Source organism: Streptomyces sp. NPDC017991 (assembly GCF_044328075.1).
Classification (GTDB): Bacteria; Actinomycetota; Actinomycetes; order Streptomycetales; family Streptomycetaceae; genus Streptomyces.
The window spans coordinates 72,451-87,599 of sequence record NZ_JBIRGP010000008.1 but is presented as its reverse complement, the minus strand read 5'-3'; the positions used below and the strand labels follow the sequence as shown (position 1 = coordinate 87,599).

The window sequence follows — 15,149 nt, the reverse complement described above, 5'->3', positions numbered from 1 at the left end:
CGCGAAACACGAGGCGGCGCACACGTCCGAGCGGGACGCGATCGTTCCCCCGCACCTCTACGTCATATTCCAACAGTTTTGTCGCTCTACCTGTTCGGAACGCCGGGACAGGACAGATTCTGGTCCCTGTGGGACGAACTGGCGCAAGGCGCCCTCGGTGCTGTCGTCCTTGAGGACACCCGCCGGCTTGAGGACTGCTTCCCGGCGGTGGACTACTTCGAACACCGGCACATCCCCGTCGTGGTGGCGGTCAACTGCTTCGCGGACGCGCGCACGTACGGCGCCCACGAAGTGGCGCGGGCCCTCGACCTCGGCCGGGGGACCCCCGTCGTGCTCTGCGACGCCCGCGACCGCGACCGCGACTCGGGAAACGAGGTGCTGGTACGTCTCGTCGAGGGCCGGGCGGATGCACACCGCCCGGCTCCTCGACTCCGTCGGCTGAAGGTTTTGCTCGGCTCGGGGACTTGATCGGCTGGAGGACTTGGTCGGCTGACGCGCGGCCGACCGAGCGCTCAGCCCGCGCGACTCGACCTGTCCCGGCGGTCAGTCGGAGACCGAACCCTCCGCGAGAACCTTCTCGATCCGCACGCGTACGACGAGTTCGCCGGGTACGCCGTTTCTCGCCGCGAACTCCTCGGCGCGCTCCTCGCCCATGTACCGGCTGCCGATCCGTCCCGCCCAGAGCCGGACGTCGTCGAGGTCCTCCGAGATCCGGGCCCGCCCCTGTACGACGACGTACGCGAACGGAGGCCGGTCGTCGTCCACGCACAGAGCCACCCGGCCGTCCCGAGCCAGATTCCGCCCCTTGACGGTGTCCTTCCCCGTGTTGAAGACCAGGTCGTCGCCGTCGAGCACGAACCAGATCGGTGCCACATGCGGGCGGCCGTCGGCCCGGACGGTCGACAACTTGCCGGTGCGGGTTCCGTGCGAGACGAACGCCCGCCATTCCTCATCGGTCATCTTGTGTGCCATGCCCCTATCCTCCTTGCCCGGACGGCGACGGTGGGGAAGGCTGGTCGATCGGATCCTCCGGCCCGGGGGAGCCACACATCACGGGGAGACGGATCATGGCGGAGAACCGGGGACTCGACTGGCTGCTCGACGACCTGACCCAGCGTGTCGAGCACATACGCCACGCACTCGTGCTGTCCAACGACGGGCTGGTGACCGGTGCGAGCACAGGTCTGAGGCGGGAGGACGCCGAGCATCTCGCCGCCGTCTCATCCGGCCTGCACAGCCTGGCCAAGGGCTCGGGCAGGCACTTCGGCGCCGGCCGCGTCCGCCAGACCATGATCGAATTCGATGACGCGGTGCTCTTCGTCACGGCGGCAGGCACCGGCAGCTGTCTGTGCGTGCTCAGCGCGGCCGAAGCCGACATCGGTCAGGTCGCGTACGAGATGACTCTGCTCGTCAATCGCGTCGGCGAGCATCTCCACGTCGATGCCCGACATCCGGAACACTCGCCCTCCATAGACATCTGACCTGCGCAGTCGCCATCGCGATCGAAGTTATCCACAGGCTCGGCGCGAGGCGCGGTGAACCGGCTACGGTTTTCCCGAAGCAAGCGCACGCAAAGCGCACACCGCTGCACGGGGGAGAACCACCATGTCCGGCAACGCCATCACGCAGTCCGTCACACAGTCCGCCACACAGCCCGTTACGTCCAGTCCGATCGCGCCTGTCGGAGTGACCCCGACACAGGCCTCGACACTCGCGCTGAGCCGCGCCGCGCGTGAGTTGGGGTTCAAGCGGGGCGAGTTCGACCTCGCCGTACGACTCGGGCGCATCCGCACAGTGCCTGACGAAGGCGGCGGGGGCCATCGCGTCAGCCGTGCGGAGATCGACAGGGTGCGGGCCGAGGAAGGCTTCCCCGAGACGCTGCGGGAACGCGTCAAAGTAGTCGGCACCTCGGAGGGTGCGGCCCTCATGGACGTCACGACCGCCCGGTTCACGCGCTTCGCCCGCCTTGGTCTCGTCGTTCCCGTCAAGTTCTACCTGAACCGCTACCGCGCCGTGGTGTGGCTGTATCTAGCCGAGGAACTGCGGCAGTTCGCCGACGACAAGAAGCACGCGCCGCTGCTGAACGGCCGTGTGCCCGAGACCCTGCGCGATCAGCTGAAGACGGGACTGGACCTGCGGGCCCGGAACTGGCGCGGTCGGCACCTCGGGTTCCTGCTTCGGCAGAACGAGGACCCGTGGGCTCGTGCCGCAGTCGTGGCGTCGCTGCTCGACCCCGTCCAGGTCGCCGAGATCGTCCCCGATCCGTACGAGCGTGCCTACCTGGACCGGTACCGGCCCGAACAGATCACCCACGGTGCGCCCGACACGCCCGCCGCCCACATCACGGACCGGATCACGACAGCGACTGATCCGGACGAGATCAGCTGGCTCCGGGCCGACCTGGCGAACGGACTGGAGGAGGCACGCGACCGCAGGGCCGCCCCGCGGCCGACGACGGAGACCGGGACTCCGGAGGTGGGGTACGACCGATCGACGCCTGTCGGGGGACACCGCACGCCGTACGACCACCGGCAGCCCGTCGAGCTGCGGGAGGCCACCAAGCTGCGGCGCCCGGCCGGAGTGGGACGTCCGGCCGGGCAACGGCGCCCGGGAGAGCAGCGGCGTCCGGCCGAAGGGCGGCATCATGTGGTCGGACGGCGTCCGGTCCAGGGACGGCATCCGGCCGGAGCACTGCATCCGGCCGCAGAGCCACACCCGGCCGTGGCACGACATCCTGCTGTGCCACGACACCCGGCAGCAGAGCGATACCCGGCCGAAGTGCGGCAGTTGACCGACGCGCGGCAGGTGACCGACGCCCGACAGGTGGCTGACGCGCGATCTCAAGCAGGAGCACGACGACAGGCAGGCGTACGACGGTCTGCCGAGGAGCGACCCGCGATCGATGAACCGGGACGCCCCGGGCGCCTCCTCGGCTGGCTGCGGCGCAGAAACCTCTGACCCGGCCCGGTGTCCGGTCAGCCCTCCAGCTTACGGAACAGTCCTTCCTGGACGACGGAAACGAGCAGGCGCCCCTCCTGGTCGTAGATCCGCCCCCGGGCCAGCCCCCGGCCACCCGTCGCGATCGGGGACTCCTGGTCGTAGAGGAACCACTCGTCGGCGCGGAACGGCCGGTGGAACCACATGGCGTGGTCCAGGGAGGCCATGTCGAAACCGCGCCGGCCCCAGAGGGGTTCCACCGGGATACGGACGGCGTCCAGGAGAGTCATGTCGCTCGCATAGGTGAGCGCGCAGGTGTGGACCAGCGGGTCGTCCCCCAGAGGTCCGACGGCGCGCATCCATACGGCGCTGCGCGGCTCGGCGTGCTCGATCTCCTCGGGTGTCCAGCGCAACCGGTCCGCGTAGCGGATGTCGAAGGGCTGGCGCCGGGCCATGCGCTCCAGCGTCTCGGGGAGCGCGCCCAGATGTTCCTTGATCTCCTGAGTGACGCTCGGGAGCGACTCGGGGTCCGGGACCTCACGGGCCGGCGGCAGCTGGTGCTCGAAGCTCCCTTCTTCAGGCTTGTGAAAGGAGGCGGTCAGATTGAAGATCGTGCGGCCCTGCTGCACCGCGGTGACACGACGCGTCGTGAACGACCGTCCGTCCCGTACCCGCTCCACCTGGTACACGATGGGCACGCCCGGCCGGCCCGGACGCAGAAAGTACGCGTGCAGTGAGTGCACCGGCCGTTCCGAATCCGTGGTGCGGCCGGCGGCGACGAGGGCCTGGCCCGCCACCTGCCCGCCGAAGACCCGCTGCAGGGATTCCTGCGGACTGCGGCCACGGAAGATGTTGACCTCGATCTGCTCCAGGTCGAGCAGATCGACGAGTCCTTCCGCTGGGTTCGTCATGTGTCGCGTTCTCCTGTGCTCACAGCTGACCGACGGCGGTGACCTTGACGATGGCACGTCCCTCGGCATCGGAGGCCACGAGGTCGATCTCCGCGCTGATGCCCCAGTCGTGGTCGCCGTTCGGGTCGGCGAACGTCTGCCGGACCCGCCACAGACCGTTCTCCGGCTGCTCGTCGATGAGCAGGAGCTTCGGGCCGCGTGCGTCGGGGCCGGTGCCGAGGTCGTCGTACTCGTCCCAGTAGTCGTCCATGGCCTCGCCCCAGGCATCGGCGTCCCAGCCCGCCTCGGAGTCGAGCTCCCCGAGTTCGGCGACCTTGTCGAGGGCGGCGAGTTCGACGCGCCGGAACATGGCGTTGCGGACAAGGACCCGGAAGGCGCGCCCGTTGGCCGTGACCGGCTTGACCTGGTCGGCCCTCTCCTGGGCCTCCTCGGCCGTCATCACCTCGGGGTTGGCGAGCTGCTCCCACTCGTCGAGGAGGCTGGAGTCGACCTGGCGCACCATCTCGCCGAGCCAGGCGATCAGGTCCTCCAGGTCCTCCGACTTCAGGTCGTCCGGGACGGTGTGGTCAAGGGCCTTGTAGGCGCTCGCCAGGTAGCGGAGCACGATGCCCTCGGTGCGGGCGAGTTCGTAGTGGGACACGAACTCGGTGAAGGTCATGGCCCGCTCGTACATGTCGCGGATGACGGACTTCGGGGAGAGCGGATGGTCGCCCACCCACGGGTGGCTCTTGCGGTAGGTGTCGTACCCGTGGAAGAGCAACTCCTCCAGCGGCTTGGGGTACGAGACGTCCTGGAGCCGCTCCATGCGCTCCTCGTACTCGACACCGTCCGCCTTCATCGCCCCCACGGCCTCTCCGCGGGCCTTGTTCTGCTGAGCGGCCAGAATCTGCCGCGGGTCGTCCAGCGTGGACTCCACGACGGACACCATGTCCAGGGCGTACGAAGGCGATTCCGGGTCCAGGAGGTCGAAGGCGGCAAGAGCGAAGGTCGACAGCGGCTGGTTGAGAGCGAAGTTCTGCTGCAGGTCGACGGTGAGGCGCACGATGCGTCCTTCTGCGTCCGGCGTGTCGAGTTTCTCCACGACTCCGCCGTCGAGGAGCGACCGGTAGATGGCGATCGCCCGCCTGATGTGCCGCAGTTGCTGCTTGCGCGGCTCGTGGTTGTCCTCCAGCAGATGACGCATCGCGGCGAAGGCGTTGCCGGGCCGTGCGATCACGGACAGAAGCATCGTGTGGGTGACCCGGAAACGCGAGGTCAGCGGCTCCGGCGCGGACGAGATCAGCTTCTCGAACGTGGTGTCCGTCCAGCCCACAAACCCCTCCGGGGCCTTCTTGCGCACCACCTTGCGACGCTTCTTCGGGTCGTCGCCGGCCTTGGCAAGGGCCTTCTCGTTCTCCACGACGTGCTCGGGAGCCTGCGCCACGACGAAGCCCGCCGTGTCGAAGCCTGCCCGGCCGGCCCGGCCCGCGATCTGGTGGAACTCCCGCGCGCGCAGGGTCCGTACGCGCGTGCCGTCGTACTTCGCCAGAGCGGTGAACAGCACGGTGCGAATGGGCACGTTGACGCCGACACCGAGGGTGTCCGTGCCGCAGATGACCTTCAGGAGACCGGCCTGCGCCAGCTTCTCGACCAGGCGGCGGTACTTGGGCAGCATGCCGGCGTGGTGCACTCCGATGCCGTGCCGTACGTAGCGGGAGAGGTTGCGGCCGAACTTGGTGGTGAACCGGAAGTTGCCGATCAGGGCGGCGATCTGGTCCTTCTCCTCGCGCGTGCACATGTTGATGCTCATCAGCGCCTGTGCCCGCTCCACGGCCTGCGCCTGGGTGAAGTGCACGATGTAGACGGGCGCCTGCCTCGTCTCCAGGAGCTCGGTGAGCGTCTCGGTGAGCGGCGTCAGTTTGTACTCGTAGGAGAGAGGGACGGGACGGGTCGCCGAGCGGACCACCGAGGTGGGACGGCCGGTCCGCCGGGTCAGGTCCTCCTCGAACATGGAGACGTCGCCGAGTGTCGCCGACATCAGGATGAACTGGGCCTGAGGCAGTTCGAGGATCGGGATCTGCCAGGCCCAGCCGCGGTCGGCCTCGGCGTAGAAGTGGAACTCGTCCATCACGACCTGGCCGACGTCGGCACGCTTGCCGTCGCGCAGGGCGATCGAGGCAAGGACCTCGGCGGTGCAGCAGATGACCGGGGCGTCGGAGTTCACGGACGCGTCACCGGTCAGCATGCCGACGTTCTCGGTGCCGAACATCTTGCACAGCTCGAAGAACTTCTCCGAGACGAGCGCCTTGATCGGCGCGGTGTAGAAGGTGACCTCGTCACGGGCGAGCGCCGCGAAGTGCGCCCCCGCCGCGATCATGCTCTTGCCGGACCCGGTGGGGGTCGACACGATCACGTTCGCACCCGAGACCACCTCGATCAGCGCCTCCTCCTGGTGGGGATAGAGCGTGAGACCGCGTTCCCGGGCCCACGACTCGAAGGCTTCGTAGAGGGCGTCGGGATCTGCGGACTGCGGCAGCTGATCGATAAGGGTCACACACCCATCTTGCCTGTCATCCGACCCGATGAGGGAATCGGATGCGAGGCCGAAGATCACGAACGCTACGCTGTGTCGCCGACCAGGTGTCAGCTCACGGGGACAACTGGCGGTCAGCACAAGAGGAATGGGGCGGGGCACGGCCATGATGGGACCAGCACACTCACTCTCCGGGGCGGCGGCCTGGCTGGGCGTCGGAGCGGCGGCGGCCGCCTCCGGTCACACGATGCCGTGGCCGGTGCTCCTGACCGGGGCGTTGATCTGCGCGGGCGCCGCCCTCGCCCCGGATCTGGACCACAAGGCCGCCACCATCTCGCGGGCCTTCGGGCCGGTGTCACGGGGCCTGTGCGAGATCGTCGACAAGCTCTCGTACGCCGTCTACAAGGGGACGAGGAAGCCCGGCGACCCGCGGCGCTCGGGTGGGCACCGGACGCTGACACACACCTGGCTGTGGGCTGTGCTGATCGGTGCCGGAGCGTCGGTCGCCGCGATCACGGGAGGCCGCTGGGCGGTTCTGGCTCTTCTGTTCGTGCACATGGTGCTCGCCATCGAGGGGCTGCTCTGGCGGGCGACGCGTGGTTCGAGCGCCGACGTCCTGGTCTGGCTGCTGGCCGCGACGAGTGCGTGGATCGTCGCGGGTGTGCTGGACAAGCCCGGCAACGGAGCCGACTGGCTCTTCACCGAGCCCGGCCAGGAGTACCTGTGGCTCGGACTGCCGATCGTCCTCGGTGCGCTGGTGCACGACATCGGGGACGCGTTGACGGTGTCGGGCTGCCCGATACTGTGGCCGATCCCGGTCGGCCGCAAGCGCTGGTACCCGATCGGGCCGCCCAAGGCGCTGCGGTTCCGGGCGGGCAGCTGGGTGGAGCTGAAGGTGCTGATGCCGGCGTTCATGGTGCTGGGCGGAGTGGGCGGCGCGGCCGCGCTCAACTTCATCTGAAGTCGGCGCGGCCGAGCGACCGCGCCAGGGGATCGAGGGGTGCGGCCGGCGGACAGGGCGCAGCTGTCACCCGCCGCCGGGGCACACCCGTTCCGGCGGGGTCAGGACGCGTCGCCGCCGCCCGACGTCTTGTCCTGGCCTCCGCCGCCGTACCGCTTCTCGAAGCGGGCGACCCGCCCCTCGGTGTCCACGGTCCTGGCCGTGCCCGTGTAGAAGGGGTGGCTCTCCGAGGAGATCTCCACATCCACCACGGGGTACGTCCGGCCGTCGTCCCACTCGATGGTCTGGTCGCTGGCAGCGGTGGACCGGGTCAGGAAGGCGTATCCGGCAGCGCGGTCACGGAAGACGACGGAGTGGTAGTCGGGGTGCTTGTCCTGCTGCATGAGTGCTCCTTGCGTGGGGGAGGGGCGCGCGGACAGGGCGGCGAGGGAGGCGTGGTCAGCCGGACAGGGAGTCCTCGTCGACGATGTGCATGGCGGCCTCCTCCGCGGAGGCAGCCGCTCCGTCTATGCCCACGTCGGTGGCGATCAGCCCGCTCTCTCCGTCCTCGTGCGCTCCTTCCCCGGGGGCCACGAGACGTCCGGAGCGGACGTCGCCCACTTCGTTGTCCAGGGGTTCGCCGTCCGAGTCGGGGCAGTCCCCGATGCCGTCGCCGTCGGGTGCCGCTATGTCCGGGAGTTCTTCCGCGAGACGTTCGTCGAGGGTTTCGCCGCGGTGGCGCTCGGCCGCTGTCACGTCTTTGCGTTCCACCGCCCAGGGGCGTTCCGGAGGAGACCAGCCGCGGTCCAGAGGGTCGCTCACACCGTCGGTTTCGAGTGTGTCCTCGGCGTCGAGCAGTCCGGCGTCGTCCTGAACCTCGGATCCGTCGGGCTGGTAGACATCGTCTCCCCAGCCGTCGGCGCTGTCCACGGGTACCTCCAGGTGGTGCGGGCCGGCCTGTTGTCACCGAGTTCGGCGGCGGGTACGCGGACCGCCCGGCCCAGGCCTCGCCCGTACGGAACACGTGGAACCGGGCGGTTCCCGGGCGCTCCCCGAGCCGGTGCCGACCTCCACACTTCCACCCACCTGCGACACCGCGCAACGCCACGGAGCCCGGCCGGGCGCGTCGGCCCGCTCAGGGAAGTGCGGGGGAGGGCCGGTCAGACCCGGCCGGCGTCGGTCCGCAGGCCCGGTCGGTCCGCCCACGGTCGGTCCGCCCACGGGCGGAGCGATCACGGACGGACCGTCCGGGCGGCCGGTCACCCGTGCCAGGACCGCCACAGCGCCGCGTACGCGCCGTCCGCGGTGACCAGCTGGTCGTGGCTGCCGAGTTCGCTGATGCGGCCGTTCTCCACGACGGCGATGACGTCCGCGTCGTGGGCGGTGTGCAGCCGGTGGGCGATGGCGACCACGGTGCGGCCGTCGAGGACCCGGGCCAGGGAGCGCTCCAGGTGCCGGGCCGCCCGCGGGTCGAGGAGCGAGGTGGCCTCGTCCAGGACCAGCGTGTGCGGGTCCGCGAGCACCAGGCGTGCGAGCGCGATCTGCTGGGCCTGGGCCGGCGTGAGCGCGACCCCGCCCGAGCCGACCTCGGTGTCGAGGCCGTCGGCCAGCGCCCGCGCCCACCCGTCGGCGTCGACCGCGCCGAGGGCGGCCCACAGCTCGGCGTCGCCGGCACTTGTACGGGCGAGGAGCAGGTTGTCGCGCAGGGCGCCCACGAACACGTGGTGCTCCTGGTTGACGAGGGCCACATGGGAGCGGACCCGTTCCGCGGACATCCGGGACAGTTCGGCACCGCCCAGGGTGACCTGGCCCGTGCGGGGCGCGTAGATCCCGGCGAGCAGCCTGCCCAGCGTGGACTTGCCCGCGCCGGACGGGCCGACCAGGGCCAGCCGGGTGCCGGGCGCGACCTCCAGGGAGACCTTGCGCAGCACGTCGACGCCCTCCCGGTAGCCGAAGTGCACCTCGTCGGCGTGCACGTCACGCCCGTCGGGGGCCAGAGCCCCGTCACCCGCGTCCGGCTCGATCTCGCGGACGCCCACCAGTCGTGCCAGCGACACATGGGCCACCTGCAGCTCGTCGTACCAGCGCAGGATCAGGCCCACCGGGTCGACGAGCATCTGCGCGATGAGGGCGCCCGTCGTCAGCTGGCCGACGTCGATCCAGCCCTGGAGGACGAAGTACCCGCCGATCATCAGGACCGAGCCGAGGACCGTGGTGTGCGTGACGTTGATGACCGGGAAGAGCACCGACCGCAGCCAGAGGGTGTACCGCTCCCAGGCGGTCCATTCCTTGACCCGCTGGTCCGACAGGCCGATGCGGCGCTCGCCCAGGCGGTGCGCCTCGACGGTGCGCCCGGCGTCCACGGTCTCGGCGAGCACGGCGGCCACGGCCGCGTAGCCTGCGGCCTCGGAGCGGTAGCCGGACGCCGCGCGCTTGAAGTACCAGCGGCAGCCGACCAGCAGGATCGGGACGGCGACCAGCACCGCGGGAGCGAGCGGCGGGGCGGTGACGACCAGGCCGCCGAGCAGCAGCGCCACCCACACCACGGCGATGGCCAGCTGGGGCACGGCCTCACGCATGGCGTTGGCCAGCCGGTCGATGTCGGTGGTGATCCGGGAGAGCAGATCGCCCGTGCCGGCCCGCTCCAGGACGCCGGGCGGCAGCCCCACGGCCCGTACGAGGAAGTCCTCGCGCAGGTCGGCCAGCATCCGCTCGCCGAGCATGGCCCCCCGCAGTTGCACCTGGTGCACGAACACGGCCTGCACGACCAGGGCGACGGCGAACAGCGCGGCGGTGCGCTCCAGGTGCAGCTCGCGTGCGGCGGTCGCGCCTTCGGAGACGTGCTGGACCAGGGAGCCCAGCAGATAGGGGCCCACCATCGAGGAGACGACGGCGACCGTGTTGACGGTGACGAGCACCAGGAAGGTCCGGCGATGTCGTTGGAACAGTTCGGTCACGTAGGCACGTACGGTCGCGGGGGCGCCGACGGGCAGGGTCTCTGCTGTCGTCGGGGCCGCCGGATCGTAGGCCGGGGGCGCCACGCCGATCATGCCGTCTCCTCGATCTCTGCCAGTTCCTGCAGTTGGTTCAGTTCCTGTTCGGCGGCCTCGTCGTCGGTCTCACGGGTCACCACGGCGCGGTATCGCGTGTCGCTGTGCAGCAGTTCGCGGTGCACGCCGACCGCCGCCACCTCGCCCTCGTGGACGAGCACGACCCGGTCCGCGTGGTCCAGGAGCAGCGGCGAGGAGGTGAAGACCACCGTCGTGCGTCCCTCGCGGAGGGAGCGGATCCCTTCGGCGATCCGCGCCTCGGTGTGCGAGTCGACCGCGGACGTCGGTTCGTCCAGGACCAGGACGCCCGGAGCCGTGACCAGCGACCGCGCCAGTGCGAGACGCTGGCGCTGGCCGCCGGACAGGGACCGGCCGCGTTCGGTGATCCGGGCGTCCATCGGGTCATCGGCGTCCAGCGAACCCTGGGCGAGCGCGTCCAGGACGTCGCCGCACTGGGCCGCGGACAGCGCCTCCTCGGGACTGACGTCTCCCGAGGAGGGCACGTCGAGCAGTTCGCGCAGCGTTCCGGAGAGCAGGACCGGATCCTTGTCCTGGACGAGGACGGCACTGCGGGCGGAGCCGAGGGGCAGCTCGTCGAGCGGTACCCCTCCGACCAGCGCCGACGGCAGTTCCGAGGACTCCGCCGTATGACCGCCGAGCCGTTCGGCCAGTTCGCCCGCGGCGTCCGGGTCACCGCACACCACAGCGGTGAGCCGTCCCGCGGGCGCGAGCAGCCCGGTCGCGGGGTCGTACAGGTCCCCGGTCGGCACGACGGCCTCGCGCGATCCCTCGCCGTCCGTGGCCCGTTCGAGCGACAGCACCCGCGCCGCGCGCCTGGCGGACGGCCGGGAGAAGGAGTAGGCCATCGCGATCTCGGTGAAGTGTCGCAAAGGGTAGGTGAGGATCATGACCGCGCTGTAGACGGTGACCATCTCGCCGACGGTGATCCGGCCCTCGCGGGCCAGGTGGACGCCCTGCCAGACGACCACGATCAGCAGCAGACCGGGCAGGAAGACCTGGATCGCGTGGATCAGCGCCCACATGCGGGCGCTGCGCACGGCGGCGTGCCGGACCTCCTGGGAGGCACGGCGGTAGCGGTCGAGGAACAGTTCCTCGCCGCCGATCCCGCGCAGCACGCGCAGGCCCGCGACGGTGTCCGAGGCCAGTTCGGTGGCGCGTCCCGCCTTCTCGCGCTGGAAGTCGGCGCGGCGGGTGGCCCGGGGCAGCAGCGGCAGCACCGACAGCGCCAGGACGGGCAGGCCCACGGCGACGACGACGCCGAGTGCCGGCTGGTAGACGACGAGGGCGACACAGACGAGCACGACCGTCACCGCGGCCGCGGTGAACCGCGACACGGCTTCCACGAACCAGCCGATCTTCTCGACGTCGCCTGTCGAAACCGCCACGATCTCGCCGGCCGCGACGCGGCGGGTCAGCGCGGAGCCCAGCAGGGCGGTCCTGCGTGCCAGCAGCTGCTGCACGCGCGCGGCCGCGGTGATCCAGTTGGTGACCGCGGCCCGGTGCAGCATGGTGTCGCCCAGCGCGATACCGAAGCCGCACAGGGCGAGCAGCCCGCCCGCGAGGCCCAGTCGGGCCCCGGAGCGGTCCACGACGGCCTGGACGGCGAAGCCGACGCAGAAGGGCAGTGCGGACACGGACAGGAAGTGCAGCAGCCCCCAGACCAGGGCCTTCATCTGTCCACCGAGCTGATTCCGGCCGAGCCATACCAGGAATCTGGGCCCCGAGCGTGCGTCCGGCACACCCGGGTCGGGATACGGAAGGTCTTGAATCTGCATGACGTCCCAAAGGGCTCGTAGTACGGAGGTGGCGAGGCAACAAACCGTGCAAGGTTCGCGTCGCAGCGTGTCCGCAGGCAAACGCTTTTCCGTCGTGGGGCAAAGATTCGGCCCGGACCGCCCGGATATGACCGGTAAGCCGCGGGGGTGGGCACGGTCGCCCGCGTCGTGGTGCGACGATGGACGGATGCACATACGCGGAGGGATGCGCACGACGGCCGTGGCCGCGGTCCTGGGCGCCCTGGTCATGCCACTGGCGGCCTGCGGCGGTTCGGACGGCGGAAGCGGGAAGAAGAGCGACGGGCAGGCGGGGGACGGGTCCCGGCCCGAGCAGGCGCGCACGGTCGACCTCAAGCGCATCCCCGACGTGGGGAACAAGCTGCAGAAGCAGATCCCCGCGAACTCCCGGCAGGTCGTCGCGGTCTACGGACAGGGCAAGGACTCGGCGAAGTCCACCATCGTCCTTTACACCAAGTCCGGCGCCACCTGGGACAAGACCCGCAGCTGGGAAGGGCACAACGGCAAGAAGGGCTGGACGACCGACCACAACGAGGGCGACAAGCGCAGCCCTGTCGGCGTGTTCACGCTCAGCGACTCGGGCGGTGTCCTCGACGACCCCGGCGCCAAGCTCCCGTACACGCAGTCCTCGGGCTTCCAGGCCCCGCACTACTGGGCCAAGTCGCACTGGAACGACTTCGACTACGTCATCGCCATCGACTACAACCGCGTCAAGGGCACTTCGCCGAACGACCCGACCCGCCCTCAGGGGCAGTCCAAGGGCGGCAGTATCTGGCTGCACATGGACCACGGCAGCGGTACGTCGGCCTGCGTGAGCCTGTCCAAGTCGGGCATGAAATACCTGCTGCGCACGCTCGACCCGGACCGGCACCCGGTCGTGGTGATGGGCGACAGGGCGGACCTCAAGGCCTGACCGCCCCTCACCACCGGCCCTCACCACCAGGTCTCCGTTCCCCGCCTCGTCCGCGTTGTCCACGCGCGCGGCCTGTCGGCAGCCGGTGAAGTACCGCTCCGTGCCGCCCGCGTCCTCCTGACGGAGGACGAGCACCGGTCCGTCCATCGAGTCGGGCGGCGGACCCCGGTCGGCGTAGCCCATACGGCCCGGGCCGACCCCGGCAACGGCAGTCGGCAGATCGCCAGCCACGCCGGCAGCTCGAAGCCGGCCGTCGACGGCCGGTGCCCGACCGCTAACAGCCGGTGCCAGACCGCCATCGGCTGGGCGGACACCCGTCACGACCCGAGGCAGCATTGCGGGCCGGGCCGACTCCCCGTAGAACACCGCTCATGAGAAGACGGTTCATCATGTCCATGCTCGCCGGAGCGACCCTCGTGGCGAGCACCCTCCTCGGAGCGGGACCGGCCCAGGCCGCCCGGCCGACGGAAGCCCCGCCGACGGAATCCCCGACGGCCACCCGGCTCGCCGACCCGCCCGCCGAGTTCGGCACCGACTGGCACGACCCGCTGACCGCCGCCCCGCCCGTCACCAGGCCGGCCGGCGCGTCCTGCGAAGTGACGGTCGCCGAGGCGCAGTTCCGCGACTTCACGCCGTACAAGGGCACGTACGCGCCTCCGCGCGGCTGCGGCGACCGCTGGGGCAAGGTCGTGCTGCGCCTCGACGGCAAGGTCAAGGGGCGACAGTACGACCGGCTCGGGTATCTGCACATCGGCGGTGTCGAGGTGTTCCGTACGTCCACTCCGCAGCCCTCGCCCGACGGCATCGAGTGGTCCGTGGAGAAGGACGTCACGCGCTACAGCGACACGTTCCGCGACAGTCACGACGTCGAGATGCTGATCGGGAACGTCGTCGACGACACCTACACCGGAATCATCGACGTCAAGGTGACTCTGGCCTTCTACCCGGCGAACCCTGCGGACCCGGCAGACCTGGCAGCCCCGGCCGATCCGGCCGAGAAGCGGGCCGCCGGCAAGGCCACCGCGGTCCCCGACCGCGTCCTCACCCTCCAGGACGGCACCCTCACCACACCCCGCAACAGCGAACGCATAGTCGCCGAGGTGTACGCCACGGGGTCGGGCGGCGGCTGCGAGGAGTACTGGTATCTGACCGTCCCCGACGCCGCTCCATACTCCTGCAAGGCCGGTGACGGCCCCTACCGCGAGGTGCGGATCGAGGTCGACGGCAAACTGGCGGGCATCGCCGCGCCGTTCCCCACCGTATGGACCGGAGGCTGGTCCAACCCCTTCCTCTGGTACGTGATCCCGGGCCCGCGCGCCTTCGACATCAAGCCCGTCGAGTACGACCTGACCCCGTTCGCGGGACTGCTCAACGACGGCCGTCCGCACCGGATCGACGTCTCCGTAGTGGGCGTTCCCGAGGGACAGAGCGGCTGGAGCACCCCGGTGAACGTCCTCGTCTGGCAGGACGCGAAGAGCACCCGGGTCACCGGGAAGCTCACGGCCCACCAGGCCGGCGACCTCACGAACTCGTCGACGTACACGCCCGGTTCCGAGCACCGGCTGGACAGCGATGCCGGGCACCGGCTGACCGTGTCCGGGTACGTCGACACCTCGCACGGCCGTGTCGCGACCACGATCGACCGTGAGCTGACCGGTACCTCCGTGCACCGCTGGACCGACGGCGAGAACACGGACGCGCTCGACGGCACCTGGACCGACGACGAGAAGGTCACCGTGGACGGGCGCGGGCCCGCGGTGACCACCCGTACGGACCGCACGTACACCATGGACGGCACCACGACGCTCGGTGCGGGGGACCGACTGCGGACCGTGCTGTCCCTGGGGGACCGGGCGTCCGTCGTGGAGACCCGCGGTGGCCGGCGCACCGCATGGTCCCGGCTCGACGACAGCTACACGGGCGACGCGACCTACACCGCGAACGTGCCGCGCGACCAGCGGCATGCCGTTGCCACCACGAGCGAGCGCTACCGGCTGTACGGCTCGGACGGGTGCTACGACCGGCGCCTGACGACCGTGCAGGGCGTGCTCACCAGCCGCGCAGGCCTCACC

Annotated in this window: 10 protein-coding genes and 3 pseudogenes; 6 read left to right on the top strand and 7 right to left on the bottom strand. The window is 70.4% G+C overall.

The window, feature by feature from the left end; all coding sequences use genetic code 11:
• Positions 1-78: 78 nt before the first annotated feature.
• A pseudogene (locus ACH4DZ_RS23590) lies at positions 79-442 on the top strand (GTP-binding protein); the annotation flags it as partial.
• Between the two features lie 101 nt (positions 443-543).
• Here ACH4DZ_RS23590 and ACH4DZ_RS23585 read toward each other — a convergent pair.
• Entirely contained in the window at positions 544-972 is a 429-nt protein-coding gene (locus ACH4DZ_RS23585) for a PPOX class F420-dependent oxidoreductase (protein WP_267024442.1), read from the bottom strand.
• Between the two features lie 95 nt (positions 973-1,067).
• Between ACH4DZ_RS23585 and ACH4DZ_RS23580 the strand changes: the two genes are divergently transcribed.
• Together ACH4DZ_RS23580 and ACH4DZ_RS23575 are read left to right on the top strand one after the other, a co-directional pair.
• The gene (locus ACH4DZ_RS23580; RefSeq protein WP_107018871.1) at positions 1,068-1,481 is read left to right on the top strand and encodes a roadblock/LC7 domain-containing protein; all 414 of its coding nucleotides are present in this window, start codon (positions 1,068-1,070) and stop codon (positions 1,479-1,481) included.
• Positions 1,482-1,605: 124 nt separating this feature from the next.
• Positions 1,606-2,464, top strand: a pseudogene (locus ACH4DZ_RS23575) (DUF6397 family protein); the annotation flags it as partial.
• A 511-nt stretch (positions 2,465-2,975) separates the two neighbouring features.
• Here the strand turns inward: ACH4DZ_RS23575 and ACH4DZ_RS23570 are convergent.
• Positions 2,976-3,848 (bottom strand): acyl-CoA thioesterase, encoded by an 873-nt coding sequence (locus tag ACH4DZ_RS23570; RefSeq protein ID WP_398289275.1) that lies wholly within the window; start codon positions 3,846-3,848, stop codon positions 2,976-2,978.
• 19 nt (positions 3,849-3,867) lie between these two features.
• Positions 3,868-6,381: a DUF3516 domain-containing protein gene (locus tag ACH4DZ_RS23565; protein WP_398289274.1), complete on the bottom strand. Its 2,514-nt coding sequence runs from the start codon at positions 6,379-6,381 to the stop codon at positions 3,868-3,870.
• 145 nt (positions 6,382-6,526) lie between these two features.
• On the opposite strand from ACH4DZ_RS23565, the gene ACH4DZ_RS23560 reads away from it, so the two are divergent.
• The gene (locus tag ACH4DZ_RS23560; protein ID WP_398289273.1) at positions 6,527-7,321 is read left to right on the top strand and encodes a metal-dependent hydrolase; all 795 of its coding nucleotides are present in this window, start codon (positions 6,527-6,529) and stop codon (positions 7,319-7,321) included.
• A 101-nt stretch (positions 7,322-7,422) separates the two neighbouring features.
• On the opposite strand, the gene ACH4DZ_RS23555 is transcribed toward ACH4DZ_RS23560, so the two are convergent.
• From ACH4DZ_RS23555 to ACH4DZ_RS23540, 4 genes are all read right to left on the bottom strand, one after another.
• The gene (locus tag ACH4DZ_RS23555) at positions 7,423-7,704 is read right to left on the bottom strand and encodes a type B 50S ribosomal protein L31 (protein WP_398289272.1); all 282 of its coding nucleotides are present in this window, start codon (positions 7,702-7,704) and stop codon (positions 7,423-7,425) included.
• 55 nt (positions 7,705-7,759) lie between these two features.
• Positions 7,760-8,230 carry a DUF5709 domain-containing protein gene (locus ACH4DZ_RS23550; RefSeq protein ID WP_398289271.1) on the bottom strand — a complete coding sequence of 157 codons (471 nt, stop codon included), beginning with the start codon at positions 8,228-8,230 and terminating at the stop codon, positions 7,760-7,762.
• Positions 8,231-8,559: 329 nt separating this feature from the next.
• Complete coding sequence (locus ACH4DZ_RS23545; RefSeq protein WP_398289270.1) at positions 8,560-10,350, bottom strand: ABC transporter ATP-binding protein; 1,791 nt, start codon at positions 10,348-10,350, stop codon at positions 8,560-8,562.
• On the bottom strand, positions 10,347-12,146 hold the full coding sequence (locus ACH4DZ_RS23540; protein ID WP_398289269.1) for an ABC transporter transmembrane domain-containing protein: 1,800 nt from the start codon (positions 12,144-12,146) through the stop codon (positions 10,347-10,349). Before ACH4DZ_RS23540 ends, ACH4DZ_RS23545 begins: the two co-directional genes overlap by 4 nt.
• 187 nt (positions 12,147-12,333) lie before the next feature.
• On the opposite strand from ACH4DZ_RS23540, the gene ACH4DZ_RS23535 reads away from it, so the two are divergent.
• Positions 12,334-13,077, top strand: a complete 744-nt coding sequence (locus ACH4DZ_RS23535) for a hypothetical protein (protein ID WP_398289268.1) — start codon at positions 12,334-12,336, stop codon at positions 13,075-13,077.
• A 371-nt stretch (positions 13,078-13,448) separates the two neighbouring features.
• A pseudogene (locus ACH4DZ_RS23530) lies at positions 13,449-15,131 on the top strand (peptide-N4-asparagine amidase); the annotation flags it as partial.
• Between the last annotated feature and the right edge of the window lie 18 nt (positions 15,132-15,149).

Bases quoted from the DNA above. Each gene is read 5' to 3' on its own strand.
- ACH4DZ_RS23545 (WP_398289270.1), bottom strand. From the start codon at position 10,350: ATGATCGGCGTGGCGCCCCCGGCCTACGATCCGGCGGCCCCGACGACA.
- ACH4DZ_RS23570 (WP_398289275.1), bottom strand. From the start codon at position 3,848: ATGACGAACCCAGCGGAAGGACTCGTCGATCTGCTCGACCTGGAGCAG.
- ACH4DZ_RS23535 (WP_398289268.1), top strand. From the start codon at position 12,334: ATGCACATACGCGGAGGGATGCGCACGACGGCCGTGGCCGCGGTCCTG.
- ACH4DZ_RS23540 (WP_398289269.1), bottom strand. From the start codon at position 12,146: ATGCAGATTCAAGACCTTCCGTATCCCGACCCGGGTGTGCCGGACGCA.
- ACH4DZ_RS23585 (WP_267024442.1), bottom strand. From the start codon at position 972: ATGGCACACAAGATGACCGATGAGGAATGGCGGGCGTTCGTCTCGCAC.
- ACH4DZ_RS23560 (WP_398289273.1), top strand. From the start codon at position 6,527: ATGATGGGACCAGCACACTCACTCTCCGGGGCGGCGGCCTGGCTGGGC.
- ACH4DZ_RS23580 (WP_107018871.1), top strand. From the start codon at position 1,068: ATGGCGGAGAACCGGGGACTCGACTGGCTGCTCGACGACCTGACCCAG.
- ACH4DZ_RS23555 (WP_398289272.1), bottom strand. From the start codon at position 7,704: ATGCAGCAGGACAAGCACCCCGACTACCACTCCGTCGTCTTCCGTGAC.